Here is a 24,709-nt window from a genome sequence, read left to right on the forward strand (position 1 = left end):
GTTTTCGTGGCCGCAGTTGAGGTTCTGTAGTAGAGTGAAAGGTTGAAATAGTAGTGGAACGGCGTGTTTGCTGCGCCTGTACCAGAGAGGTTTTCTTTTGAACGATATGGCAAAAAACCTGTTGTTGTGGCTGATCATCGCCGCCGTGCTGCTGTCAGTATTCAACAACTTCAGTGTTAAACCCAATCCCGATACGCTGACCTATTCCCAGTTTATTCAGGAGGTCCGCAGCGATCGCATCGAGAAGGTGACGGTCGATGGGCTCGTGATTCGTGGTTTGCGCCGCGACAATTCCAATTTCGAAACTGTGCGCCCGATGATTGAAGATCCCAAACTGATGGATGATCTTTACAATCACAATGTCGAGGTGCGCGGTACCAAGCCTGCTGAACAGAGCATCTGGTCGCAGTTGCTGATCGCCAGCTTCCCCATCCTCATTATTATTGCGGTGTTCATGTTTTTCATGCGCCAGATGCAGGGCGGCGCCGGCGGTGGAGGCCGGGGAGGCCCGATGGCCTTTGGCAAGAGCAAGGCGCGGTTGTTGAGCGACGATCAAATCAAAACCACCTTTGCCGATGTGGCAGGGGTTGATGAGGCCAAGGAAGACGTGCAGGAACTGGTCGAGTTTCTGCGCGACCCGGGCAAATTCCAGCGCCTTGGCGGTCGTATTCCGCGCGGCGTGCTGATGGTGGGCTCGCCCGGTACCGGTAAAACCCTGCTGGCCAAGGCCATCGCCGGCGAAGCCAAGGTGCCGTTTTTCTCCATCTCAGGTTCTGACTTCGTGGAAATGTTTGTCGGCGTGGGCGCCTCCCGCGTGCGCGACATGTTCGAACAGGCCAAGAAACAGTCGCCCTGTATTATCTTTATCGACGAAATTGATGCGGTGGGTCGCCATCGCGGCGCCGGCCTCGGCGGTGGTCACGACGAGCGCGAGCAGACCCTGAACCAGCTGCTGGTCGAGATGGACGGTTTCGAGGGCAATGAAGGCGTTATCGTTATTGCGGCAACCAACCGTCCCGACGTGCTGGACCCGGCCTTGCTGCGCCCAGGCCGTTTTGACCGCCAGGTAGTTGTCGGTTTGCCTGATATTCGTGGCCGTGAACAGATACTGAAAGTGCATATGCGCAAGGTACCGCTGGCCGATGACGTCAATCCTTCACTGATTGCGCGCGGCACACCCGGTTTTTCCGGTGCCGATCTGGCCAACCTGGTCAACGAGGCGGCGCTGTTTGCAGCCCGCGCTAACTCACGGGTTGTCGGGATGGATCAGTTTGATCTGGCCAAAGACAAGATCATGATGGGCGCCGAGCGCAAATCCATGGTCATGTCAGACAAGGAAAAGCTCAACACGGCTTACCACGAAGCGGGCCATGCCATTGTCGGGCGCATCGTGCCCGAGCACGATCCGGTCTACAAAGTCAGTATCATTCCGCGCGGTCGCGCCCTTGGTGTGACCATGTTCCTGCCGGAAGAAGATCGCTACAGCCACAGCCGCCGCCATATCATCAGCCAGATCTGCTCCCTGTTTGGCGGGCGGATTGCCGAAGAGCTGACACTGGGCCGTGACGGTATTACCACGGGTGCATCCAACGATATCAAGCGAGCCACAGAGTTGGCCCGCAGCATGGTCACCAAATGGGGTCTGTCTGAAAAGATGGGGCCGCAGCTTTACGATGAAGGCGAGGAAGAGGTTTTCCTCGGTCGCTCTGCAACTCAGCATCACAAGAGTGTTTCCGAAGAAACGGCGCGTGAAATTGATGAAGAAGTGCGCAGCATCATCAGTGAATGTTACGCCCGCGCGGAAAGCATTCTGCAGGAGCACCGTGACAAGCTGGATCTGATGGCAGAAGCTTTGATGAAGTACGAGACCATTGACGCGCATCAGATCGACGACATCATGGCGGGGCGTCCGCCGCGCGAGCCCTCGGACTGGGGCGATAGCAATCCACCCAAGGGTGGTGATGGCGTCAAGGCCGACGAGCCGCCCGCCGATACCAAAGAAGGCCCCATCGGTGGCCCGGCGAGTAATCACTAAGCCTTTTAAATAAGTCATCTTATGTCTGACCAAAAACAGGCCTCCGCGCAGACTCTAAACTGCGCGGGTCGCCTGATTGACCTGTCTGTGCCCCATGTCATGGGGGTTCTTAACGTCACCCCCGATTCCTTCTCCGATGGCGGTCAATACAACGCCTGCCTTGACGATGCTTTGCGCCGTGCCGAGATTATGGTGGGCGAGGGCGCCAGTTTTATTGATGTGGGGGGGGAGTCCACCCGGCCCGGCGCTGCAGCGGTCAGCGAGGCTGAAGAGCTGGCGCGAGTGGTACCGGTGGTTGAAGCTCTGGTACGTGAGTTTGATGTGGTGGTGTCGGTCGATTCGTCAAAACCCGGGGTGATGATTGAATCGGTCGGCGCCGGGGCTGGCCTGCTCAACGATGTGCGGGCCCTGCAAGAGCCTGGCGCCTTGTCCGCTGCGGCCCGGCTGGCAGTTCCCGTCTGTGTGATGCACATGCAGGGCCAGCCCTCCACCATGCAAAAGGCTCCCCAGTATCGCAGTGTGCTTGAGGAGGTTTTGGCATTTTTGCACTCGCGTATCCAAGCCTGCGAAACTGCAGGTATTTCACGCAGTCGGATCATCGTAGACCCGGGCTTTGGTTTTGGTAAATCGCCCGAACACAATTTAACCCTGTTGAGTTGCCTGGACGAATTTCAACAATTGGGGCTGCCAATATTAGCGGGGCTGTCCCGTAAATCACTGCTGGGCCAGATTACCGGCCGTCCGGTTGCTGAACGCCTGATAGCCAGCGTTGCTGCGGCAACCCTCGCGGTCTATCGGGGGGCGCGTATAATTCGAGCCCATGATATTGCAGCCACAATGGATGCTGTGAAAGTCGCCCACGCAACAATAAGAGAGACACTGTATGAGTAGAAAATATTTCGGAACGGACGGTATTCGCGGTCGCGTCGGCGAAGGCAATATCACCCCGGAATTTGTTTTGCGACTCGGTTGGGCCGTCGGAAGGGTGCTGGCAAAAGCGCCGGGCGACAAAGTAATAATTGGTAAGGATACGCGGATCTCCGGCTACATGTTTGAGTCGGCCCTGGAAGCCGGACTGGTTGCCGCCGGTGTCGATGTGCGTTTGCTTGGCCCTATGCCCACCCCGGCCATAGCCTATCTGACACGCACCATGAAGGCGGATGCCGGGATTGTTATCAGTGCCAGTCACAACCCCTTTGAAGACAACGGTATCAAATTCTTTTCCGCTAACGGCTGCAAGCTGCCCGATGAGGTGGAGCTGGAAATTGAAGCCCAGCTGGAAAAGCCGATGGAAACGGTAGATTCCGCGCGATTGGGCAAGGTGTCGCGCATCAATGACGCGCCCGGTCGCTACATCGAGTTCTGCAAGCGCGCCATGCCGATTGGGTGTTCGCTGGACGGCCTCACCATTGTTGTGGATTGTGCCCACGGCGCAACCTATCAGGTGGGGCCGCAGACTCTGCGCGAACTTGATGCCAATGTTATTACCATGGGCACGTCGCCCGATGGTCTGAACATCAACAAAGAGGTTGGCTCGACGGCGCCCCAGGCTTTGCAAAAAAGGGTGCTGGACGAAGGGGCTGATCTGGGTATTGCCTTCGACGGCGACGGTGATCGGGTCCTGTTTGTCGATCATCGCGGCGAAGTGGTCGATGGCGACGAATTGCTGTTCATCATTGCCCAGCACGAGATGCTGCGTAATGGTGCTGTTAGCGGTGTGGTTGGCACCTTGATGAGCAACATGGGCTTTGAGCTGGCTCTGAATGAACTGGAGATTCCCTTTGCCCGCGCCAAAGTGGGCGACCGTTATGTGAAAGAGCTGATGGAGTCTCGTGGCTGGCAGCTCGGCGGAGAAAACTCCGGCCATATTATCTGTTCCGACATCACCAGTACCGGTGACGGCATTATTGCGGCGTTGAAGGTATTGCACGCGGTGGTTGATTCCGGCCGTTCACTGGCTGACCTCAAATCCGGCATGAGCAAGTTTCCTCAGATTATGGAAAACGTGCGTATCAAGCCAGGCTGTGAAGTTATGGAACACGACGAGCTTAAAGCAGCGGTTGCGCTGGTGGAAAAGGAGCTGGGTTCCCGCGGTCGGGTTTTGTTGCGCCCTTCGGGCACCGAGCCCGTGATCCGTGTGATGGTCGAGGGCGAATGCCACGACACCGTCACCCGCTTGTGCCGGGGCTTGTCAGAAAAGGTGCAACAACTCGCGGTTTAGTACAGCTTCGTTCTTGTTTCCCCCAGGCAGTTTCTGTAACATTGGCGCCCGTTCTGGGGGTAAGGATAGACGATGCGGCAGAAGCTCGTTGCAGGTAACTGGAAGATGCACGGCAATAGCCAGAGTATCCGAGAGTTACTGGCCGCATTGACGCCGGCAGTGGCTGAAAGTGCTGCTGAAATCGCCGTAATCCCCCCTCTGGTTTATGTGCCGCTCTGCGTGGATTTACTTGCTGGATCAAAGCTATCGATAGGCGCGCAGACTGTCAGTGAACAATGTGACCCCGGTGCTTATACCGGCGAAGTCTCCGCCGAAATGCTGGCGGACAGTGGCTGTCACTATGTTCTGGTAGGCCATTCCGAGCGCCGCTCACTCTACGGAGAGAACGACGCACTGGTCGCCGCCAAGACGGAGGCAGCGCTGAACGCAAAAGTTTTACCGATTGTCTGTGTCGGTGAAACACGAGAACAGCGCGAAGCGGGTGAAACACTGAAGGTTGTCGGCAGACAGCTCGACGTGGTGCTCGCAACCCTGAAGTCGGAGCATGAAAAAATCACCGTTGCTTACGAGCCGGTGTGGGCCATTGGTACCGGGTTGACCGCAACGCCCGAGCAGGCTCAGGAAGTACACGCGTTTATTCGCACGCAATTGGCAGCGCACAGCGCTGAACTGGCTGACACCGTACGTATTCTTTACGGTGGTAGCGTAAAAGCGGCAAATGCCGCAGAATTGTTCGCCCAGCCGGATATAGACGGCGGTCTGGTGGGCGGCGCATCTCTGGATGCTGAAGAGTTTGCAGCAATCTGCAACGCCATTGGTTAGGTTATGGAACAGCTGATACTTATATTTCACGTGCTGGCAGCCCTCTGCATTGTCGGTCTTATCCTGATGCAACAGGGTAAGGGAGCCGATATGGGAGCCTCTTTTGGCAGTGGTGCGTCACAGACCCTGTTTGGGGCGGGTGGTAGCGGCAACGCCCTGACCCGTGCCACGGCGATTCTAGCGACCCTGTTTTTCTGCACCAGCCTGGGTTTGGCCTATGTGGCCAAGCAAAAAGCAGGCGGCGATGGCCTCGGCTTTGACGAGCAGATCCCAGCTCTGGAAGAAAGCCGGGATGTTGCTCCCGTGAACGAGGAAATCCCTGAGTTTGCAGGCGAAGAAGAGAACCTGGCAGACGATATTCCTCAGTAAGACAAATTAGCCGAAGTGGTGGAATTGGTAGACACGCCATCTTGAGGGGGTGGTGAGCATAGCTCGTGCGGGTTCAAGTCCCGCCTTCGGCACCAATCATTAAGGAAGCGCTCCAGTGGAGCGCTTTTTTTATGTGCCTACGGCGGGACGGCGTCCCGCGTTGGCTCGCGCAGTGCGCTCGGGGCGTTGCCCCTGCGGCTTGTCGCCGCAGCCCAAACGGTGAGGCTGTTTGTCGGCACCAATCAAAAGGAAGCGCCTACTGGGCGCTTCTTTTATGTGCCTACGGAGGGACGGCGTCCCACGTTGGCTCGCGCTATTGCGCTCGGGCATTGTCAACATTTGACCTTGTTCGGGATTCAGCGTTTCATCCTAGGGTGCGATAACTCTGCGGGAGGCTGGTGCGATGTGCGGCGCCTTTGAACAGCATCATAAGTCAGTGGTCGCTCTTACGCGGCTGCTGGATAGTTGGCCGAGCGACGCCGAGCGTCGGCTGAATATACGGCCAACAATGATAGCCGGCACGGTGGATGCTGAAGGCTATAAGGCCCGATCCTGGTCGCTGATACCGGCGTGGGCGAAAGAGCCAAAACTCAAATTTAGTACCTTCAATGCGCGAGCAGAAACTCTCACTGAAAAAGCGGCTTTTCGTCAGGCGTGGCAACGGTCACAGCGTTGTGTGGTTCCTGCCTCGGCCTACTTTGAATGGCCCGTGCTAGAGGGTAAGAAACAGCCGCACAGGTTGTTCAGGGCTGATGACGCCCCTTGGTTGATGGCCGGGCTCTGGGAGAATTGGGGGCAGGGTGAAGAGCGGCGAGAGACGTTCACGGTGATTACCACTGTCGTCAGGCCAGATATTGACTGGGTGCATCACCGCATGCCGCTGATGATTGAAGAGCATGACTTGGACTGCTGGCTGGCGGGGGCGCCGGAAGAGGCCGAAACTCTTTTAAGTCGCAAGCCAAATGCAGACATCGTGGTGCAACCGGGCGACCCGAAAATGCCTCCTGAGGACGACTGAGGAGATCTGTCAGGCCGGCAAATATCTTTTCAGATAATCTTCAAACATGGCCCGATCCTGTTCGGCATCCAGACCATAATCCTCGGCCTTGTATTCATGCTTGCCGTGTTTGTCGCGGGGCCGGTTGTCGAGGTAAGTCTGCATTTTCTGGCGCAGCTCGTCGCTGAATTCAAAACCGAAATAGCGGTACATGGATTCGATGACAGCGATTGGGCGCTGCAGAATATCTTCAAAGCGAATATCAAAAAATTGCTGTGAATGTTTTTCCGCAAGCTTTGAGCGGGCGTCCATGCCGCGCTGGAGGAAGGTTTGCCAGTTGGCTACTTCATCGCGTCCTATTGCGACCGGATCAATGGAATCGCTAGCTAGCGAGCGCAGCGAGGCGGTCAGACTGGAGAGGGAGGCAAGTACCTGCATGGGATCGCGGTGGGTCTGCACAATGCAGGCATCGGGATAAACATCCAGAATGGTTTCCAGATAGCCGATATGCGGCGGGGTTTTCAGCAGCCAGCGTTTGCCTTCGCCGTAGCCGGACTGCATCACCTGCAGGCAGCGTTTGTGCCATTGATAGGCACCGGTAAAATTCTGCTGCATCAACCAGCGTCGGAATTCTGGCATGTTGTAGGAGACGATCCACTGCTCGCTCATGAAATGTGAGGCGAGGATGGCGACACATTCCTGAGGCAGCGTTGCGCCGACTTCATGGATTGCTTTAAAGCCTGGAACCAGTTGTTCGACTTGATCAAACTGGGCATTCACTTGCTCAATGCGCGGATCACTGTATAGGGAGTCCTCGCGGGCGGGCGGTACGGGACATTCCACCTCCCAGCTGATTGGAAAGCGATGGTTGCTGTCCTGCGACAGCAGTTCATAAAGGATGGTGGTGCCGGTGCGAGGCATGCCGGCAATAAAGAGCGGCTTGTTGATTTTCTGGTGTTTTATGCCTGGGTTTTGTTTGCTGTAGTTGACGATGTCGAGCCGGCGTTGCAATAGGCTGAGCAGACTCTGGCGGGCGATGCTGCGGCCTATTGTGTTGAGTGCGGCTTCGCTTTCGAGAGCAACACACAAATTCTCCAGAGCCGGCAAAAAGTCGGTGCCGCCAAAGTCGTGCAGGCCACGGTTCTGCATAGCCTGTTGCATCAGTTCGTCGGCGCGGAGTTCGCGCTTGAAACCCATTTTCTGCAGTAACTTGCCGGCTGCATTGATGGTGGCGATGGCAAACGGTCTCTTTATTTTTATTTCAGGCATGGCAAATCAGTGTTCCAGTATGTTGTCAGATTATCTGCAGAGTGCGGCTCTCTGGCTATACCGTTCTGTAACTTTCGGCCATACGTTTGGGTGGTGCCAGTTAATTCGGGCTATCCTAGCATGTGATTCATAAATTTAAGGGCTGGCCGCAGCCGGTAACAGATGGGAGCAGGCATGTTACTAAAAGATAAAGTGGTGATTGTTTCAGGGATTGGCCCGGGTTTGGGTCATGAGTTGGCGCTGGAAGCTGCAAAACAGGGGGCAAAGCTGGCGATCTGCGCGCGCACGGCCAGCAAACTGGATGAGGCCGAGAGGGAGATTCGCGAGGCCGGGCTCGATACGCCCATTCTGAAAGTGCCCACGGATATCGCCGACACCGCTCAGTGCGACAACCTGGTGGCAAAAACGATTGAGGCTTATGGTCGCATCGACGTTCTGATCAACAGCGCCTACAACCCGGGCGCCTTTGACCTTGTGGAAAATGCCGATCTCGACGGCTGGCGGGCGGCCATGGAAGTGAACCTCTACGGCACCATGGCGCTGACTTTGAAAGTCGTACCCCACATGAAAGAGCAGGGCGGTGGTGCCATTGTCATGATCAATACCATGGTGACCCGGCGCCCGCTGCAAACCCAGGCGGGCTACGGCGCCTCCAAGGCGGCGCTGGCCAGTGCTACTCAGCACCTGGCACTGGAGCTGGGCCCTTACAATATTCGCGTCAATTCAACTTATATGGGCTGGATGTGGGGGCCGCCGGTTGAGGGCTATATGCAGCAACAGGCGGAAGCGACCGGCGTATCGGTTGAGGAGCAGAAAGCGGGCGTGGCACAGAATATTCCGCTGCGGGTTATTCCTGAAGATGGGGATTGCGCCAAAGCGGCCATTTTCCTCGCCTCGGACTATGCGCGCGCCATCACCGGCGCGGCGCTGGACGTAAACGGCGGCGAATACTTGCCGCACTGATCGTTGATCGCCCGGGAGGAATGGCGCAAAACGCCGAATTTTCCTCGCGGGCCATTTCCCCTTCTCCCCATCACTAAAATTCGCTACGCTCGTCCTATAATTGCAGGATGGAGAGCGTGATGCGTGTTTGGCCCCTGGCGGCACTAGTGGCGTTGCTAATCTTGGGCGGGTGTTCAAAGCCTGACGATGTTGAGGCTTCGCTCCGGCAATGTGAATCACCTCGCCCGGAATTCTGTACCCGGGAATACCGGCCGGTTTGTGGACTGCGGGATACCGGTGTGCGCTGTATTACCGAGCCTTGCCCCAGTACCGAACTCAAGACCTATGGCAACGGTTGCGATGCCTGCAGTGACGAATCTGTTCTCGGCTACACTGAGGGAGCCTGTGAAGGCGGAGAGGCATCCAATGAGTGACTTTCGTGAAGGCGAGCAGCGGCGCCAGTACTTCCGTTTGCCGTACCCTGCTTCTGAGCAGCCGGTGCTGGTTTGCGGTGATGTGGAGCATAAGGTGGTCGAGATCGCCGAGGGCGGAATTCGTGTCGTGCTCAAGCCCAGTATTGCTCTGGACGTCGATGATATTGTGAGCGGCACTATTCAATTTCATGATGAGCAAACTGAATCCGTAAGCGGGCGAGTGCTGCGCCTGGATGCCGGTCACGCCGTGGTACAGCTTACACTGGGCATTAGCCAGCATCGCGTTATGCAGGAGCAGGCCTTCTTACGCAAAAAATATCCTAACTTTCTTCGCAAGCCCTGATGTTGCCCGGGTTTTGATGCGGTTGCCATAAGAACAAGGAGCTTTCAATGTCTCAAGACTATAGTGCCTTTATGCAGGTATTTATTGATGCCTGGTGCAACAAAGATCTGGAAACCCTGATGGACTGCTTTACCGAGGACGCCGAGTACAACAACGTGCCAATGCCGCCGGTAAATCGGGGCGCCGCCGAGATACGTGCTTTTATTGAGGGCTTTCTGGGGTCGATGGATTCGATTGAGTTTATCGTTCACCGGCAGGTAATCAACGGCAATACGGTGATGAACGAGCGGACGGACCGCATTGTGCTCAACGGTAAGCAGATTGAGCTGCCGGTGATGGGGGTTTTTGAATTTCGCGATGGCAAGATAGCCCGCTGGTGGGATTATTTTGATATGGGGCCATTCACCGGCTGAGCCTGTTACAATCCTGCTCAGACAATAATCATGTGGTTGACGCCTTGAGCAGTAGCAAATACCAGATCAGTCCTGCGCTGGATGCCTTGATTCAGGCGGCCTATCGCGGCCCTCTGGAAGAAACACCCTGGCAGACCTTTCTTAATGACTTTCGTGAAGCGGTTAATGGCAACTACGCCACGCTGATACTGCGTCCGCCCCGGGAAGGTGATGCGGGTGTTGTGCTGAATGCGATAGTCATGTCGCCACATATCTTCAATTCCTACAACGACACCTATTTTTCAATGGATCCTTTCGTCAACCTGCCGCCGGGAGAAGTTTTCACGGTGTCGGAGTTTGTCGGTGAGGAGGAGTTTTTCAACTCCGACTACTATCGGGAATATATCACCCCGTCTGATGTGCGCCATATCATGGGGGCCGACCTGGTGGGCCCCGACGGGCTTACCGCACGTCTGCGCATAACCCGGCCCAAGGCCCGCGATAATTTTGGAGAGGCGGACAAGAGCCTGTGTCGCCAGTTGCTGCCGCACCTGGAACAGGCCATTGAACTGCATTCGCGCATACTGCGCACGGAAAGCGAGCGCGCCTTCTACGAGGATGCGATCGATAAGCTGTCAATGGGAGTTGTCATACTCGACGGCAACGCCAGAGTCCTGCGCAAGAATCACGCGGCGGAACGCCTGCTGGCGGAAAAGCGGGGAATCCAGCAGGTGGCCGGCGCACTGCAGGTTGGCGACAGCCAGGAGAACCGCGCTTTCCGCGCCTGTCTGGAAGAGGTAATGGACGCACACCGCCAGTTCAAACCCGGCTTTGTCCGCGCCTTTCGGGTGGCTGATCGAGGCTCCATGACCGGGCTGGGCTTGCTGGTCAGACCGCTGCCCCCCATCGAAGGCTCGGATGGCAGTAGTAACCCCACCGCGGCCATTCTGGTCAGCGACCCCTATCAGCCGCGGCAGGCACCCAGTGATATATTGATTGAACTGTTTGGTTTTACCCCGGCGGAATCCAAGCTGGCGCTGCGATTGGTAAACGGGCTTACGCTGGATGAAGCCTCGTCAGAGCTGGGCATTTCCCGGAATACCGCCAAATCCCATCTCAGTTCGGTGTTTTCCAAAACCGGCGTTGCCCGACAAACCCAGCTTATTCAGTTGATTCTAAACTCAGTGGCGACCTTTGGCGGTGATAGCTGAGCCATTGCCGAATTAATCAGAGCTGCCCTAGAGGGCCGTCAGCGTGCCATTGAGGTGAGGCCGGTTGCCCTTGGCGTTGCGCAGCGAAAACTGGATCTCGCCGTCAGTTGCGGTATGCATCAAGGTGACGCCGGCCGGCAAAAACAGCGGGGTTTTGAATTCCACATCAATGGCAAAGGCTTCGGCATCAAGCAGGGGCTGCAGCGCTGCCAGGCAGCGCGCCTTGCTCCACATGCCGTGGGCAATATGGCGTTTAAAACCTAGCAGGCGGGCGCTGGCAGGAAATAGGTGGATCGGGTTGTAGTCGCCGGACACGCCCGCATAGCGCCGCCCCAGATTGGAGGCGAGTTCCCAATTCTGGCTGTGTTCAAAATCGGGCAGCGGGCTGCGTTTTTTGGCACCCGACGTCTTGCCCTGGCCGCGCTTGAGTACAGTGGTCAGGTCAGTCCAGACGGTTTCGCCAGCGGCCTGGGCTTCAGTCAGAATGTCGACTTCCAGCCCCGCGGCCACTTCGCGACTGGCGTGAATGCTTGCCTTCAGGCTTAAGGGCTCGCCCAGTGCAATGGGGCGGCGCTGTTCGATGCGGTTACGGGTGTGGACAATCCCCATCGGCGAAAACGGGAAGGCTTTGTGCAACAGCATTTCCATATGCAGGCTGAAAGCCGCAATATGGGGGTAGGTGGCTGGCAGCACCTCGATATCGTCGGTAAATCCGCAGACCTGATTGTAGCGGCGCAGTTTGGCGGCGCTGACGTCGAGCCTGGCAATTGACGCTGAGATGGCGGGAACGGTCGACGAAGCACCCGACTTGCGCGCGATGGCAGCCCGCAGCAGCAGCGAAGGCATAGCCGGAGTCTGCGCAAAGTTAAGTTCGATCGACATAGACGTTCTCCGTAGTGAGCTGTGTTTAGTTCGAAAAAACTATAGGTTGTCTGAAAGGGGCGGTCATTCGCCGCGTCAGCAGGATATCACGGCATAAGGGCCAATGCGGAGTTCGGCATTGGCTTGTCGCCATGAGGCTGGCACAATTCACAGCAAACCCGGCGAATAATGAGAATGGCTGAAAACGTACTGGATCTGCAGGATTCCTCCTTTGTCGTCCAGTTGGTCTATCCGGCGCTGATCGAAAAAGGGCTGGATATCGACCAGATCGCGCAGCGCTGCAATATTACCCCCGAACTCCTGCAAACCAGTCACGCTCGCTACCCGCACGCGGCGCAGCGTCACTTCTGGCAGGTGGTTGAGGAAATCAGCGGCGACCCATTGATCGGTCTTCATCTGGCCGAGATTATGTCACTGCACAAAGGTCAGGTGTGGGAGTACCTTTTTCTAAGCAGTCCAACTTTTGGAGACGGTCTGCAGCGCGCGCTGAACTACCAGCGGCTGGTATCTGACGCATCGCGCTGGGAGCTCGAACGCGACGGGGATATAGCCTGTCTCAATATCCATTTCAGCGGCGGCGCTTCGGCTGAACTGAGGCACTTTGTGGAAGCCTCGGCGCTCTACCTGATCCGCTACTTCCGCACCCTGACTCAGGATAAGTTTGAGCCCCGCTGGCTGGCCTTTGGCCATAAAGCGGCGGCACCGCCCGAGCGCTATGCCGAAGTGCTTGGCTGCGAGGTGCGCTTTGCCGAACCCTCCACCGCCCTGGTATTTAATGCCGAGGTGCTGGAGTTGCCTTCCAGCCGGGCGGAGCCCGAATTGCTGCGGCTGCACGAACAGCTGGCCAATGAACGACTCGCCCGCTTGCAGAAACAGGACATCGTGGTCGATGTGCGTAGCGCCATTGCCGAAACACTGGAGCAGGGCCAGCCCGAATTAAATGATGTGGCGGAGCGGCTGGGCATGAACGCTCGCGTACTGCGAGCCCGTCTGACCGAAGCCGACACCAGCTTTAATCAGGTGTTAGCCGACTATCGCTGTTACCTGGCCAAACGGCTGCTGTCCCGCACCGATGAGTCCATTGCCGATATTGTCTACCTTACCGGCTTTTCCGAACCCAGTACCTTTTACCGGGCCTTCAAACGCTGGACCGATATGACGCCCGTCGAATACCGGGAATTCAAACAGGCGCAACTGCAGGCCCGGTCGGCCGATCAGGCCCCCAGCCAGCTCTGACCGCAAACCCGGATAATATTGCCGGTCACGCCAGCGGCTTGCGGGTTGGCAAAGAAGGCGATGGTTTCCGCCACATCTTCCGGCTGCCCGCCCTGGGACAGAGAGTTCAGGCGTCGACCTACTTCTCTGGTCATCAGTGGTATGGCTGCCGTCATCTGGGTTTCGATAAAGCCCGGCGCCACCGCATTGATGGTGATGTTCCGCTCTTTTAACGACCGCGCCATCTGTTCCACGTAGCCGATCACGCCCGCTTTGGAGGCAGCATAGTTGGACTGACCGCGCTGGCCGGCAATGCCGTTCATGGACGAGACCCCGACGATGCGCCCGCCACTGTTCAGGGCGTCGGACTCCAGCAGCACACTGTTTAATCGCAGCGCGGCACCGAGGTTAATGTCCAGGGTGAGATCCCACCAGTGCTGCGGCATATTGGCTAGGGTTTTGTCGCGGGTGATGCCCGCATTGTGCACAACAATATCCAGCCCACCAGCGGCTTTGGCCTGTTCAAGAACCTTGGCCGGGGTGTCATCGGCGGTGATATCGGCAATCAGCGCCTGTCCCCCCAGTTTACTCATCAGGGTTTCCAGATCGGCCTTCAGGGGTTCCACATCCAAACCGATGATCTTGGCACCATCGCGGGCCAGGGCGGTGGCAATGGCCGCGCCGATGCCGCGACTGGCGCCGGTGACCAGCGCCGTTTTGCCAGCGAGCGGTGCCTTCGAGTCAAATTCACCGATATCCGCAGCTGACACGCGAAATACCTGGGCGTTCACATAGGATGAGCGGTAGGACAGGAGAAAGCCCAGCGGGCCGACCAGCGCCGCTTCAGCGCCGGCTTCAACCGTAATCACCTGCGCGGTAGTGCCACGCTTGCCGGACTCTTTGGCCAACGAGCGGGCCAGACCTTCCAGTGCGCGCTGACAGGCTGCGGCCTGGGGTGAGGATTGCTGCTGGTGGGGGCGCGACAGAATGATAATCCGGCCACAGGTGGATAAGGCTTTCAATGCGGGCTTGAAGAAGTCGTAGGCGAGAGTCAGGTCGCGGGTGTCAGTGATGCCGGTGCCGTCAAAGATCAGCGCCTGCAGTTTGTCGCCGGGCGCCTCGTCACTGTTTTGCCAGGCTTGAATAGTTGCCAGCGAGGCTGCACTTTCTCCGGAAGCACTTGCCGGGCGGCACAGCTCCAGCCCTTGCGATTGGCAGTGAGTGGCAACAGTGGATAAGCAGTCGGCATTGGCGCCTCCGCCCAGCAATACTTTACCGGTAAACGCCGTATCGCCGCGTTTGAGATCGGCCGGTTTGCCGAGGCCAAGGTTGATCAGGGTCTCTACTATCTGGCTCATTGTCGCGTATCCTGCGTTAAAAGGTTGATTGGGGTGTATTCTAGAGAGCTGGGCCCGGCTGCGAATTGACGGCACAGACCGAAGCGCTCGGCAGCTCAGCCAATGCTGCCAGATTTCGCCCGATTATACTGCCTGCAACTTGACTGGAGCTTGCCATGACTCAATCTATTCGCCGCGTCGCCATTATCGGCGGTAACCGTATTCCTTTCGCCCGATCCAATACCGCACTGTTTGGTGCCAGCAATCAGCAGATGCTGAGCGCCGCCATAGAAGGTCTGGTGCAGCGCTACAACCTGCAGGGCAAGCGTCTGGGCGAGGTCACGGCGGGAGCGGTAATGAAGCACGCTCGCGACTTTAACCTGGTGCGCGAATCGGTGCTCGACACCAGCCTGGATCCCAACACCCCCTGCGTCGACGTACAGCAGGCCTGTGGTACGGGCTTGCAGGCCCTGAATATTGTTGCCAACAAGATCGCTCTCGGCCAGATCGATTGCGGTATAGCCGGCGGCACTGACACCACCTCCGATGCGCCCATCGCAGTGAACGAAGGTTTCCGCAAGGTGTTGCTGGAGATCAATCGCTCGAAAACGCTCGGCCAGCGTCTTAAACAGGTATTTCGACTGCGCCCCGGCCATCTGGTGCCGGCCATTCCGCAGAATGCCGAGCCGCGCACAGGGCTCTCGATGGGCGGACACACGGAAGTCACCGCCAAGGCCTGGAATATTGCGCGCAGTGCCCAGGATGAGCTGGCTCTGAGCAGTCACCAGAAACTCGCCGCCGCTTACGAGCGCGGTTTCTTTGATGATCTGATCACCCCGTTTAAGGGGCTGGAGCGCGATAACAACCTGCGCGGCGATACCACCTTGGAAAAGCTCGCCAGCCTCAAGCCCGCCTTTGATCGCGAAAACGGTACGCTGACTGCCGGCAACTCGTCGACCCTGACCGATGGTGCATCCTGTGTGCTGCTGGCCAGTGAAGAGTGGGCCGCGGCGAATAACCTGCCGGTGCGTGCCTACCTGACGGTGATAGAAGCGGCGGCCGTCGACTTTACCGGCAAGGCCGGCGATAAAGAGGGACTGTTGCTGGCGCCGGTGTATGCGGTGCCGCGCATGCTGGACCGCGCAGGGCTGAGCTTGCAGGATTTTGATTTTTACGAAATTCACGAGGCTTTTGCCGCCCAGGTGCTGGCAACACTCAAAGCCTGGGAGGATGACGATTATTGCCGCAGCAAGCTCGGTCGCGACGGCGCGCTGGGCAGCATTGATCGCAGCAAGTTGAATATCAATGGCTCCTCGATCGCGACCGGGCATCCCTTTGCCGCTACCGGCGGTCGCATTGTTGCCACCCTGGCGAAGATGCTGGAAGAGAAGGGCAGCGGTCGCGGCCTTATCTCGATCTGCGCCGCCGGCGGGCAGGGCATAACGGCCATTCTGGAACGTTAATCGCGTTTCTCTTTGGGAGACCACGCGGCATTTGTTAGGCTAGGCTCCGAAACCTGTTAATCGGAGTCCGGCCTTGAAAACCCTCACCTTGAACACCGGATCCGGCTCGATGCCGGTCTACCTCTTTGAGCAGGAGCAATCTGCGCCGCTGCTTATCCTGCTGATGGACGCGATAGGCGTTCGCGACGAGATGCGCAATCTGGCCCGGGACCTGTTCAGCGAAGGCTATACGGTTGCTTTGCCGAGCCTGTATTACCGCGACGGCCACCACGAAGATATGGATTTCAGCAATCCCAAGGTGCACGAAACGGTGATGCGCCTGTACAGCGGTTACAGCCACGCAAAGGCAAAGCAAGATATCGGCGCTATTCTGGAACACTTCTCAGAACGCCCTGTCGGTTTGCTGGGTTTTTGCATGGGCGGGGCCAACGCTCTGTATCTCGCCGGTGCGTTTCCTGAGGACATTGCTGCGGCAGCTGCCATCCATCCCGGCGGCATCGCCACCGAGGCCGAAGACTCGCCCCACAGAGTGGCAGTGAAGGCCAAGGCTGAACTCTATATCGCGATTGCCGATGAAGATCCTTACGCCTCACCCGAGCAGGTTGCTGAGCTTGAAGGTGCGCTCACAGGTGCTGGTGTTCGTTATCAGCTTGAAGTCTACCAGGGCGCTCATCACGGCTTCGCCTTTGCCTCACTGCCGTCATTTAATCATGACGCCCAGCAGCGCTACTGGCGGGAAAGCACAGACCTGTTTGCGCGTTGTCTGAAGGGATAACAGGCTCTGATCCGCATGGTGAACGTCGTGCAAAGCTTGCGAGCCAGCCTTTGTCTGGCGCTGTTTCTGACCTGTTCTGTACCGGCTTCCCTTGCGCTGTCTGTTGACGAACCTTTGCCTGATTTCAGTTTGCCGGCCCTGCTTGGCCGTGGCGAGTTAAGTAATCAGCACTTGCTCGGCCGTGTAGTCTATCTGGATTTCTGGGCGTCCTGGTGCGGGCCGTGCCGGAAATCGATGCCAGCCCTGGATGAGCTTTACCGCGAGCTAGGTGATCGAGGCTTTGCGGTTGTCGCCATCAATCTGGATGAGAAAGAAGGTGAGGCTCGAAAGTTTTTAAGGCGCTTTCCGGTAAGTTATCCCGTGCTAAAAGACGATGGCCGTTCCTTTGCGCGCTTTGGTCTGACCGGGCTGCCGCAGGGTTACCTGTTGGATCGACAGGGTAGGGTGACAGCCGTGCACAAGGGCTTTCAGCAGGGCGACGAGAAGCTGTTGAAAAAACAGATCGTCCACCTGCTGAAAGAAGGCTCGTGATGTCGTCGTGAAAAACTTGCGGTGCAAGCTCGTCAAGCCATCAGCGAATCTCAAAATGCTCCAGCGGCATATCCATCATACTTCCCACCGATCCACGCATGGTTTCGGCGTGGCCTATAGCCCGGGGCAGTAAGCGCTCAAAGAAAAACTCCGCTGTTTCCAGCTTCGCTTCGTAAAAGGCTTTGTCCTCCGGGTTTTCTGCCAGTTTGCGCAGGGCGGCTTCCGCCATTCTTGCCCAGAAAAAGGCCATGGTCACGTAGCCACTCACCATCAGGAAGTCATAAGACGCGGCGCCCACGGCATCCCGGTTGCGCGAAGCGCGCAGCAGAATACCGAGGCACAGGCGGTTCCAGCGGAAAGTGTGTGACAGCAGTTTGCGACCGTATTTGCTCATGCCCGGCTTGAATAGAATACTGAAGCTGTATTTGTACAGACGCTTGCTGAAGCTGCGATAGAGCTTGAGCCCGTCGAGAATGACTTTGCGGCCGAGCAGGTCCATGGCCTGAATGCCGGTGGTGCCTTCGTAGAGGGTGGATATTCGCGCGTCGCGAACAATCTGCTCCATGCCGTGCTCGGTGATATAGCCGTGGCCGCCGAATACCTGCATGCCGTAGTTGGCGCTTTCCAGACCGGTCTCGGTCAGGAAGGCTTTCAGTATTGGCGTCACAAAGCCCAACATATTGTCGGCCTTGGCGCGCTCTTCCTCAGTTTCGCTGAACATCATCAGGTCACCCTGGCGCGCGGCGTCGTAGAGCATGGCCCGGCCACCCTCGGCAAAGGCTTTCTGGGTGAGAATCATGCGTCGCACGTCCGGGTGATGGATGATGGCGTCGCCGGGCTTGTCCGGGTTTTTGTGTCCGGACAGTGAGCGCATGGAGTAACGCTCCATGGCGTAGGGATAGCTGTTCTGATAAGAAAGCTCAGAGGCGGCCAGGCCCTGGATGGCGGTCCCGACACGGGCCGTGTTCATAAAGGTGAACATGCAGGCCAGCCCCTCGTTTTTGGGGCCGAGCATGTAGCCCTTGGCGCCATCAAAATTGATGACGGCGGTGGCATTACCGTGAATGCCCATCTTTTCTTCAAGCGAGCCACAGCTGACCTTATTGAACTCGCCCATGTCACCGTTTTCGTCCACATGAAATTTGGGCACGATAAACAGGGAAATACCCTTGGTGCCTTCCGGTGCGTCGGGGGTGCGCGCCAGCACAATGTGAACGATATTGTCGGTGAGGTCGTGTTCACCGGCGGAGATGAAAATCTTGGTGCCGGTCAACGAAAAGCTGCCGTCGTCATTGGGCTCGGCGCGAGTGCGCATCTGGCCGAGGTCGGAGCCGCAGTGAGATTCCGTCAGGCACATGGTGCCGGTCCATTCGCCGCTGGTGAGCTTGGGCAGGTAGCGCATTTTCTGCTCGTCGGTACCGTGCACGTAGAGGGTGTTCATGGCGCCCAGGCTCAGGCCGGGATACATGCCCCAGGCCCAGTTGGCGGTGCCCACCAGTTCGGATTTGAGCAGGCCCAGCGACAGGGGCAGGCCCTGGCCGCCGTACTCTGCAGGGTGAGACAATCCCTGCCAGCCGCCCTCAATCCACTGCTGATAGGCTTCCTTGAAGCCGTCGGGGGTGGTGACCTTACCGTTATCGAAGGCGCAGCCCTGTTTGTCGCCGACGGCGTTGAGGGGCGACAGAACTTCTTCGCAGAATTTGGCGCATTCGCTGAGAATGGCGTCGATCATGTCCGGGGTGGCATCTTCACCGCAGGGCAGGCCCGCGTAGTGTTTCGGAAAGTCGAGCACCTCGTTGATCACAAACTTGATGTCACGGGTTGGGGCTTTGAATACGGCCATGGTAAACCTCAGAGTGAATCACAGTGAGTCGCACTATAGTCAATGGCGGCGCCGGGTAAATTGGCCGCAGCGGAGCGGTGCTCCGTGACTGCGGTCAATGCCTCGTCCTGACGGGTCATACCAATAGGGTAGGGCGCGTATGAGAAGCTAGGAATCGGCCGGGCGATTTGCTGTAATCTGGGAAAACCGATAACAGGAATATCACATGGATTTACAGCAACTGGCACAGCGCATTCAACGCCTCGAAGCGATTGAAGCGATCAAGCAGCTCAAATACCGTTATTTCTATCATTGCGATCAGAAGCAGCCGGAAAAAGTGCGTCAGTGTTTCGCCGACGGGCCGGTGAAGATCGAGTATGGGCGGGTAGGTAACTTTGAGTCCGCCGATGCGATGATCGAGGTGTTTGCCCGGCTGGCCTGTGAGCCTCATATTGTGGAAATGCACCACGCCCAAAACCCGCAGATTGATATAAAGTCTGATACCGAAGCCACGGCGATTTGGGGTATCTTCTATTATCTGATCGATACCCGGCAGCAGATTGCCACCCAGCTTGGTGGTTTCTACGAAGACTGTTACCGCTGTGTGGACGGGGAGTGGAAAATTTCCGCTACGCGATTTGATGTGAAGTCTACACAGATACTGTCACTGGGCGACGACCGAGTGCAGGCCGTCTTCGCCGGAGCACAGGCGCCGGCCGAACTGGACGACCCGGAAAACCAGGCAGGGTAGACCTGTGGGCTAAGGCAGGAGCGCGTATGAGCAGGGCCATCGAACCGACGTATCACCCACTGGCAGTAGGTGGCTATCTGGCGCAGATAACGCTTAACGCACCAGAGAAAAGCAATGCGCTTTGTGATGAGATGATAGGCGCGCTGGACGGTGTGTTGAAGGAGCTTGCGCAGGATGAAGAAGCCGTTGCGGTGCTGCTGGATGGCAGCGGAGGCAAAAGCTTTTGTGCTGGAGCCGATGCTCGCCAATTGCAAACGGTTGCCTTAAGCGGCGCCGAAAACAGTAGGCATATCGACGACTTTTTTGCCAACAGCTACCGCCTGCTTTACCGCTTGCATCATTTCCCCAAACCGGTGATCTGCTGGGCCAGCGGCGTGGTGATGAATATGGGGCTTGGAATACTGGCGGCGGCCAGCCACCGCATTGCGACTCCCAGCAGCGCCCTGGCGATGCCGGAAATCACCATTGGTTTCTACCCGGATGCAGGGGCTACCTGGTTTATGCAGCAGATGCCGGGCCACAGCGGCCTGTTCTGCGCACTTACAGGCGTTAACCTGAATGCCGGTGATGCGCTCTACAGCGGCCTGGCTGATTACTTTTTACCGGACGCGCGCAAGCAGCCTCTGATTCAACAGTTAACCCGCCTGGATTGGCAGTTTGATGCAGCAGAAGACGCTGAAATGCTGACTGCGGCACTCACCGATTTCGAGGTGGAGTCCAATATCCGCCTGCCCGAATCCCATCTGAAAATCCGCGCCGATCTGATCGAATCTTTGTGCGAAGATTACTCGCCCGCAGCCGTCGAAAACGCCTTTGCCGGCCTGCATGGTGATGACCCTTGGCTGAATGCGGCGGGCCGCAGTTTTGCTGCAGGGTCAGCCTCCACCGCCTGCCTGGTATTGGAGCAGTATCAACGAGGCACCGGTTTGGCACTTGCGGATGCTTTGAAACTGGAAATGGTGGTTTCCGCCAACCGCGCCCGGGATCTGGAGTTTATTGAGGGCGTTAGGGCACGGCTGTTTGATAAAGACAACCGGCCCCAATGGGCTTTCTCGCAATTGCGCCAGGTACCGCAGTCTCTGGTGCTCGACCTTTTCAGCCCGCCCTGGCCTGTTCATCCTCTGGCAGATCTGGGTGTCTGACTATCGCCGGTAGCGTTGCGATTGCTCGGTGATGTGGGTACCTTAGCGCCTCTTTTTTTTACAGTTCAGGTAGCAGCGAGTGAAAAGCTTTCCCCTCAAGCCTCGTTTCAGCGAAACGGACGCGATCGGCCATATCAATAACACCTCCATCGCGGTGTGGTTTGAAACGGCGCGCCTCGAGTTTCTGACCGATGTGTTTGTCGAGGAGGGAGATGAACAGCCGAACTGGTTTATGGCGACCCAGACCATAGATTATCTGGGCGAAAACTTTTTTGGCATTGAAGTTCGCATGGATCTATCCGTCATTCAAATCGGCAACACTTCTTTCAAGGTCGGTTGCAAGATGTACCAGAATGACAAGCAGACCGTGCGCGCCTCAGCCGTGCTGGTGCACGTGGATAGAGCTTCGAAAAAGCCTACTCCCATTCCTCCTCAGATGCGGGCGGTGCTGGAAGCTGAGCTGGACAGTAACTGGCTCTGACAGCAGGGCGGTGGTCATTACCCGCCGCCCTCCGCAGAGATCAATCAGTCAAAGGCTCGCGGCATTTTCATGTTCAGCGCATTCAGGCCGCCGTTAACCCCGATAATGTCGCCGGTCAGATAGCTCGCCGCCGGCGACGCCAGATACACCGCGCAGCTGGCAATATCCTCAACCTCACCGAGGCGCCCCATCGGGGTCAGGTCGACCATCGCCTGCTCAATATCGTCATTCAGTACGGTTTTCAGCGCTTCCGTGCGGGTGGAACCCACCGCAATGGCATTGACGCGCACTTTGGGGGCAAACTCCTGAGCCATTTCCCGGGTGAGAAAGGACAGGGCACTTTTGGCGGTGCCGTAGGCGGTGAAGAAGGATGAGGTTTCCTGACCGGCGATTGAGGAAATGTTGAGAATGCTGCCGCCGCCGGCGCTCTCCACCATTTTCGGGATAACCAGCTTTGACAGGGCAAAGGCGGTGCTCACGTTGAACTGGAAGGCCGAATTGAATTCTTCCACCGAGGTTTTCAGCATGGGCTTGGGTGGAAATCCGCCGGCGTTGTTAACCAGGATGTCGATCCGGCCGAAGGTGCTCATGGCTTTCTCTACCAGCGCCTCCAGTTGGTCCTGCTTCATTACATCGGTTACCACTATCAACGCTTTGCGGCCAAAGCTCTCGACGGCAGCGGCGGTTTCCTGTAACTGTGACTCGGTGCGAGCGGCCAAAACCACGTCGGCGCCGACTTCTGCGTAGGCCTTGGCGATGGCCGCGCCGATGCCTCGACCGGCGCCAGTGATCAGCGCAACTTTGTTATCCAGACGAAATTGATCCAATATGCCCATACCGTTATCTTGCCTCATTGTGTGACGGGTAAATTCAGCTTTCTATTCAACACCTTACGCGCTGTAATTAGGTCATCCGATTGGGTGATACTTGGTGCGCGGAGCCTGTGACAGAATTTTGTACCAAGCTGGTAGAAAGCTACATTACATTCAGTATATGCGTGAATAGCGTAAGGAGATTGCCATGAGTCAGGTATCGCAGGTGCCGCGCAAGCCGCACCGTATAGAGGCGAAGGAATTACCCGAGCGTTACGCCCGAGGCTGGTACTGTCTGGGATTGGCAGAGGAATACACCGATAAGCCGGTAAAACTGGACTATTTCGGAACGCGTCTGGTTGCTTACCGCGGTGAAGACGGCCAGATTCACGTGTTGGATGGCTACTGTCCGCACATGGGCGCGGATCTCAGCGAAGGCTGTGTCGAAGGCAACTCAATCCGCTGTCCTTTCCACGACTGGCGTTGGGGCGCAGATGGTGTCTGTGACGATATTCCCTATGCCAAACGCATTCCGCCCAAGGCCGTGATCGGTGCCTACCCGACCTGTGAAGAAAATCACCTGCTGTTTGTCTGGTACGATCCCGAAGGCAACCCGCCCATTGAAGAGCAGGCTATCCCCAAAATTGACGATCTGTTCAGTGGCGACTGGACCATCTGGCAAATGGACAAGATGACCATCCAGACCAACTCCCGCGAGCTGGTCGACAATATGGCGGATGTGGCCCACTTTGGCCCGATTCACGGTGCGCCGGTCAAAACCTTCAAGAACATCGTGCACAAGCACACTTATCAGCAGGTGCTGACCGGTGGCAGTGAGCTGCTGGCGGAAGAGGGCGAACTGACCTCAACCGCGACCTACTACGGCCCCGCTTACATGAACACCTATATGACCGGTCAGATTGACGGTCAGCTGGTTGAAAGCCGGTTGTTGGTGACCCACGTACCCATCGACACCGAAAGTTTTGACCTGCGCTTTGGTGTTTCGGTGCGCAAGATGCCAGGACTGTCTGAAGAGCAGAACAACGAGATTGCCCAGCAGTACACGGAGCAAAACCGTACGGCTTTCTTCCAGGACGTTCATATCTGGCACACCAAGACCCGTGTCGATAACCCGGTGCTCTGTGACGGCGATGGCCCGATCCACAAACTGCGTCAGTGGTACGATCAGTTCTATGTTGACCTGAAAGATGTGCCCGAGCAGTTTAACGAGAAGAAAGAATACGTCGTCGATATCCAGTAGGTATTGGCTATAGCGTAGCGATCAAGCCCGGTACTGCATTCTCCTGCTGTACTGGGCTTTTTATTTTTGGTATTACACAGGCTTCTCCAAGCCTTTAACTCGCCAGTTTTCAGACTAATAAGGAAATTACCATGGATGTACGTAGCCTGGGCTATGTTGTTATCGAATCCACCGATCCTGCCAAGTGGCTGGATTACGGCACCAATATTCTCGGCCTGATGGTCGCCCCCAATATGCCGGAAGACGGCAACGTTTACCTGAAGATGGATGAGCGCCCCTTCCGCTTCGTGATCACCAAAAGCGATCAGGACCGTCTGCAGCTTTGCGGCTGGGAGCTGGCCGATCAGGAGACCTTTGAATCAACCAAGGAAAGCCTGCAAAGCGCCGGCGTCGAATTTACCGAAGGCAGCGCCGAGCTGGCGCAGGCTCGGCAGGTGCGCGGCCTGATCAGCCTTAAAGACCCTGCAGGCAACGGTCTGGAACTGTATTGGGGTGCGTCGCTGGACTACGCCAAGTTTGTTTCGCCCAAGGGCATTGCCGAATTTGAAACCGGCTTTAACGGAGATATGGGCTTTGGCCACGCGGTACTGCCGGCGCCGAATCTGCAGGAAACCCACGCTTTTTATCGGGATGTACTGGGCTTTGGCGACACCGATTACATGCACTTCAAATTCAGTGAAGACCCGAACGACCCGGGGATGGGGCTGAATTTCATGCACGTGAACAACCCGCGTCACCACAGCCTGGCCCTGTATCAGGACCAGAGTCCGGTGGGCTGCATTCACCTGATGGTGGAAGTGCGCGAGGATGTCGATGAGGTGGGCTATTGCCTGGACCGGGTTAACGAGGCCGGTATTCCCGTGGTCTCCACCCTGGGCCGCCACACCAACGACCGTATGCTATCGTTCTATATGGCCACGCCCACGGGCTTTGCCATGGAATTCGGTACGGGCGGCCTGCAGATGGATTGGGAAGGCTACACCCCGACAGTCAGTACCCTGCCCAGTTACTGGGGGCACAAGTTCCAGTCCCCGGAAGGCTGAGAATTCCAACGACAAACGCCTGCTCAGCGCAGTAAGCAGTAACAAGAGGACTGTTTGATGTCAGATAAAGCACAACTTCAGCAACAGGTGCGTGCTGCGGCACGTAAACTCGTGCCGGTATTGCGTGAGCGGGCGGATGCCTGCGAGCAGGCGCGGCAG

Annotated in this window: 25 protein-coding genes and 1 tRNA gene; 21 read left to right on the plus strand and 5 right to left on the minus strand. The window is 57.1% G+C overall.

The window, feature by feature from the left end; genetic code table 11:
- The first annotated feature begins 106 nt into the window (after nucleotides 1–106).
- The 7 genes from ftsH to ABY734_RS12875 all read left to right on the plus strand — a co-directional run bounded on the left by ftsH (nucleotide 107) and on the right by ABY734_RS12875 (nucleotide 6,465).
- Entirely contained in the window at nucleotides 107–2,035 is a 1,929-nt protein-coding gene (ftsH, locus tag ABY734_RS12845) for an ATP-dependent zinc metalloprotease FtsH (protein WP_372779701.1), read from the plus strand.
- A gap of 21 nt (nucleotides 2,036–2,056) precedes the next feature.
- Nucleotides 2,057–2,926: a dihydropteroate synthase gene (folP, locus tag ABY734_RS12850; RefSeq protein WP_372779656.1), complete on the plus strand. Its 870-nt coding sequence runs from the start codon at nucleotides 2,057–2,059 to the stop codon at nucleotides 2,924–2,926.
- Nucleotides 2,919–4,256 carry a phosphoglucosamine mutase gene (gene glmM / locus ABY734_RS12855; RefSeq protein WP_372779657.1) on the plus strand — a complete coding sequence of 446 codons (1,338 nt, stop codon included), beginning with the start codon at nucleotides 2,919–2,921 and terminating at the stop codon, nucleotides 4,254–4,256. Before folP ends, glmM begins: the two co-directional genes overlap by 8 nt.
- 72 nt (nucleotides 4,257–4,328) lie before the next feature.
- Nucleotides 4,329–5,078 (plus strand): triose-phosphate isomerase, encoded by a 750-nt coding sequence (gene tpiA / locus ABY734_RS12860; RefSeq protein WP_372779659.1) that lies wholly within the window; start codon nucleotides 4,329–4,331, stop codon nucleotides 5,076–5,078.
- 3 nt (nucleotides 5,079–5,081) lie between these two features.
- Nucleotides 5,082–5,447 carry a preprotein translocase subunit SecG gene (gene secG, locus ABY734_RS12865; RefSeq protein ID WP_372779661.1) on the plus strand — a complete coding sequence of 122 codons (366 nt, stop codon included), beginning with the start codon at nucleotides 5,082–5,084 and terminating at the stop codon, nucleotides 5,445–5,447.
- 9 nt (nucleotides 5,448–5,456) lie between these two features.
- Nucleotides 5,457–5,542, plus strand: a tRNA-Leu gene (locus ABY734_RS12870).
- A 308-nt stretch (nucleotides 5,543–5,850) separates the two neighbouring features.
- Entirely contained in the window at nucleotides 5,851–6,465 is a 615-nt protein-coding gene (locus ABY734_RS12875) for an SOS response-associated peptidase (protein WP_372779663.1), read from the plus strand.
- 9 nt (nucleotides 6,466–6,474) lie between these two features.
- Here ABY734_RS12875 and ABY734_RS12880 read toward each other — a convergent pair whose 3' ends face one another.
- Entirely contained in the window at nucleotides 6,475–7,713 is a 1,239-nt protein-coding gene (locus tag ABY734_RS12880; RefSeq protein ID WP_372779665.1) for a sulfotransferase, read from the minus strand.
- Between the two features lie 174 nt (nucleotides 7,714–7,887).
- Here ABY734_RS12880 and ABY734_RS12885 point away from each other — a divergent pair, with 174 nt between their 5' ends.
- From ABY734_RS12885 to ABY734_RS12905, 5 genes are all read left to right on the plus strand, one after another.
- Nucleotides 7,888–8,676 carry an SDR family oxidoreductase gene (locus tag ABY734_RS12885; RefSeq protein ID WP_372779667.1) on the plus strand — a complete coding sequence of 263 codons (789 nt, stop codon included), beginning with the start codon at nucleotides 7,888–7,890 and terminating at the stop codon, nucleotides 8,674–8,676.
- A gap of 119 nt (nucleotides 8,677–8,795) precedes the next feature.
- A complete protein-coding gene (locus tag ABY734_RS12890; RefSeq protein WP_372779669.1) occupies nucleotides 8,796–9,089 on the plus strand; it encodes a hypothetical protein in 294 nt (97 codons plus the stop codon).
- Nucleotides 9,082–9,432: a PilZ domain-containing protein gene (locus ABY734_RS12895; protein ID WP_372779671.1), complete on the plus strand. Its 351-nt coding sequence runs from the start codon at nucleotides 9,082–9,084 to the stop codon at nucleotides 9,430–9,432. The genes ABY734_RS12890 and ABY734_RS12895 overlap by 8 nt, the downstream gene beginning before the upstream one ends.
- A 47-nt stretch (nucleotides 9,433–9,479) precedes the next feature.
- Nucleotides 9,480–9,845 carry a limonene-1,2-epoxide hydrolase family protein gene (locus tag ABY734_RS12900; protein WP_372779672.1) on the plus strand — a complete coding sequence of 122 codons (366 nt, stop codon included), beginning with the start codon at nucleotides 9,480–9,482 and terminating at the stop codon, nucleotides 9,843–9,845.
- 44 nt (nucleotides 9,846–9,889) lie between these two features.
- Entirely contained in the window at nucleotides 9,890–11,035 is a 1,146-nt protein-coding gene (locus tag ABY734_RS12905; protein WP_372779673.1) for a LuxR C-terminal-related transcriptional regulator, read from the plus strand.
- A 27-nt stretch (nucleotides 11,036–11,062) separates the two neighbouring features.
- Here the strand turns inward: ABY734_RS12905 and ABY734_RS12910 are convergent, their stop codons facing one another.
- Nucleotides 11,063–11,917, minus strand: coding sequence for a MaoC/PaaZ C-terminal domain-containing protein (locus tag ABY734_RS12910; RefSeq protein ID WP_372779674.1), 855 nt, complete (start codon nucleotides 11,915–11,917; stop codon nucleotides 11,063–11,065).
- Between the two features lie 174 nt (nucleotides 11,918–12,091).
- Between ABY734_RS12910 and ABY734_RS12915 the strand changes: the two genes are divergently transcribed.
- A complete protein-coding gene (locus tag ABY734_RS12915; RefSeq protein ID WP_372779675.1) occupies nucleotides 12,092–13,153 on the plus strand; it encodes an AraC family transcriptional regulator in 1,062 nt (353 codons plus the stop codon).
- Here the strand turns inward: ABY734_RS12915 and ABY734_RS12920 are convergent.
- The gene (locus ABY734_RS12920; protein WP_372779676.1) at nucleotides 13,132–14,490 is read right to left on the minus strand and encodes a 3-oxoacyl-ACP reductase; all 1,359 of its coding nucleotides are present in this window, start codon (nucleotides 14,488–14,490) and stop codon (nucleotides 13,132–13,134) included. The genes ABY734_RS12915 and ABY734_RS12920 overlap by 22 nt on opposite strands.
- 155 nt (nucleotides 14,491–14,645) lie before the next feature.
- Here ABY734_RS12920 and ABY734_RS12925 point away from each other — a divergent pair, with 155 nt between their 5' ends.
- The 3 genes from ABY734_RS12925 (at nucleotide 14,646) to ABY734_RS12935 (ending at nucleotide 17,238) form a co-directional block, all read left to right on the plus strand.
- Entirely contained in the window at nucleotides 14,646–15,932 is a 1,287-nt protein-coding gene (locus ABY734_RS12925; RefSeq protein ID WP_372779678.1) for an acetyl-CoA C-acetyltransferase, read from the plus strand.
- Between the two features lie 73 nt (nucleotides 15,933–16,005).
- Nucleotides 16,006–16,707: a dienelactone hydrolase family protein gene (locus ABY734_RS12930; protein WP_372779680.1), complete on the plus strand. Its 702-nt coding sequence runs from the start codon at nucleotides 16,006–16,008 to the stop codon at nucleotides 16,705–16,707.
- 27 nt (nucleotides 16,708–16,734) lie between these two features.
- On the plus strand, nucleotides 16,735–17,238 hold the full coding sequence (locus ABY734_RS12935; protein ID WP_372779682.1) for a TlpA family protein disulfide reductase: 504 nt from the start codon (nucleotides 16,735–16,737) through the stop codon (nucleotides 17,236–17,238).
- 40 nt (nucleotides 17,239–17,278) lie between these two features.
- On the opposite strand, the gene ABY734_RS12940 is transcribed toward ABY734_RS12935, so the two are convergent.
- The gene (locus ABY734_RS12940; protein WP_372779683.1) at nucleotides 17,279–19,081 is read right to left on the minus strand and encodes an acyl-CoA dehydrogenase C-terminal domain-containing protein; all 1,803 of its coding nucleotides are present in this window, start codon (nucleotides 19,079–19,081) and stop codon (nucleotides 17,279–17,281) included.
- Nucleotides 19,082–19,286: 205 nt separating this feature from the next.
- Here ABY734_RS12940 and ABY734_RS12945 point away from each other — a divergent pair, with 205 nt between their 5' ends.
- From ABY734_RS12945 to ABY734_RS12955, 3 genes are all read left to right on the plus strand, one after another.
- Nucleotides 19,287–19,811, plus strand: a complete 525-nt coding sequence (locus tag ABY734_RS12945; RefSeq protein ID WP_372779685.1) for a nuclear transport factor 2 family protein — start codon at nucleotides 19,287–19,289, stop codon at nucleotides 19,809–19,811.
- A 26-nt stretch (nucleotides 19,812–19,837) separates the two neighbouring features.
- Nucleotides 19,838–20,953: an enoyl-CoA hydratase/isomerase family protein gene (locus ABY734_RS12950; protein WP_372779687.1), complete on the plus strand. Its 1,116-nt coding sequence runs from the start codon at nucleotides 19,838–19,840 to the stop codon at nucleotides 20,951–20,953.
- A gap of 79 nt (nucleotides 20,954–21,032) precedes the next feature.
- Nucleotides 21,033–21,434, plus strand: a complete 402-nt coding sequence (locus ABY734_RS12955) for an acyl-CoA thioesterase (protein ID WP_372779689.1) — start codon at nucleotides 21,033–21,035, stop codon at nucleotides 21,432–21,434.
- A gap of 44 nt (nucleotides 21,435–21,478) precedes the next feature.
- On the opposite strand, the gene ABY734_RS12960 is transcribed toward ABY734_RS12955, so the two are convergent.
- On the minus strand, nucleotides 21,479–22,270 hold the full coding sequence (locus ABY734_RS12960) for an SDR family oxidoreductase (RefSeq protein ID WP_372779691.1): 792 nt from the start codon (nucleotides 22,268–22,270) through the stop codon (nucleotides 21,479–21,481).
- Between the two features lie 184 nt (nucleotides 22,271–22,454).
- Between ABY734_RS12960 and ABY734_RS12965 the strand changes: the two genes are divergently transcribed.
- Both ABY734_RS12965 and ABY734_RS12970 read left to right on the plus strand, forming a co-directional pair.
- Entirely contained in the window at nucleotides 22,455–23,507 is a 1,053-nt protein-coding gene (locus tag ABY734_RS12965; protein WP_372779693.1) for a Rieske 2Fe-2S domain-containing protein, read from the plus strand.
- Between the two features lie 131 nt (nucleotides 23,508–23,638).
- Nucleotides 23,639–24,550, plus strand: coding sequence for a VOC family protein (locus ABY734_RS12970; protein ID WP_372779694.1), 912 nt, complete (start codon nucleotides 23,639–23,641; stop codon nucleotides 24,548–24,550).
- Nucleotides 24,551–24,709: the final 159 nt, after the last annotated feature.

Origin of the sequence: Litorivivens sp., from assembly GCF_041624475.1 — a bacterium.
Taxonomy (GTDB): domain Bacteria; phylum Pseudomonadota; class Gammaproteobacteria; order Pseudomonadales; family Spongiibacteraceae; genus Litorivivens.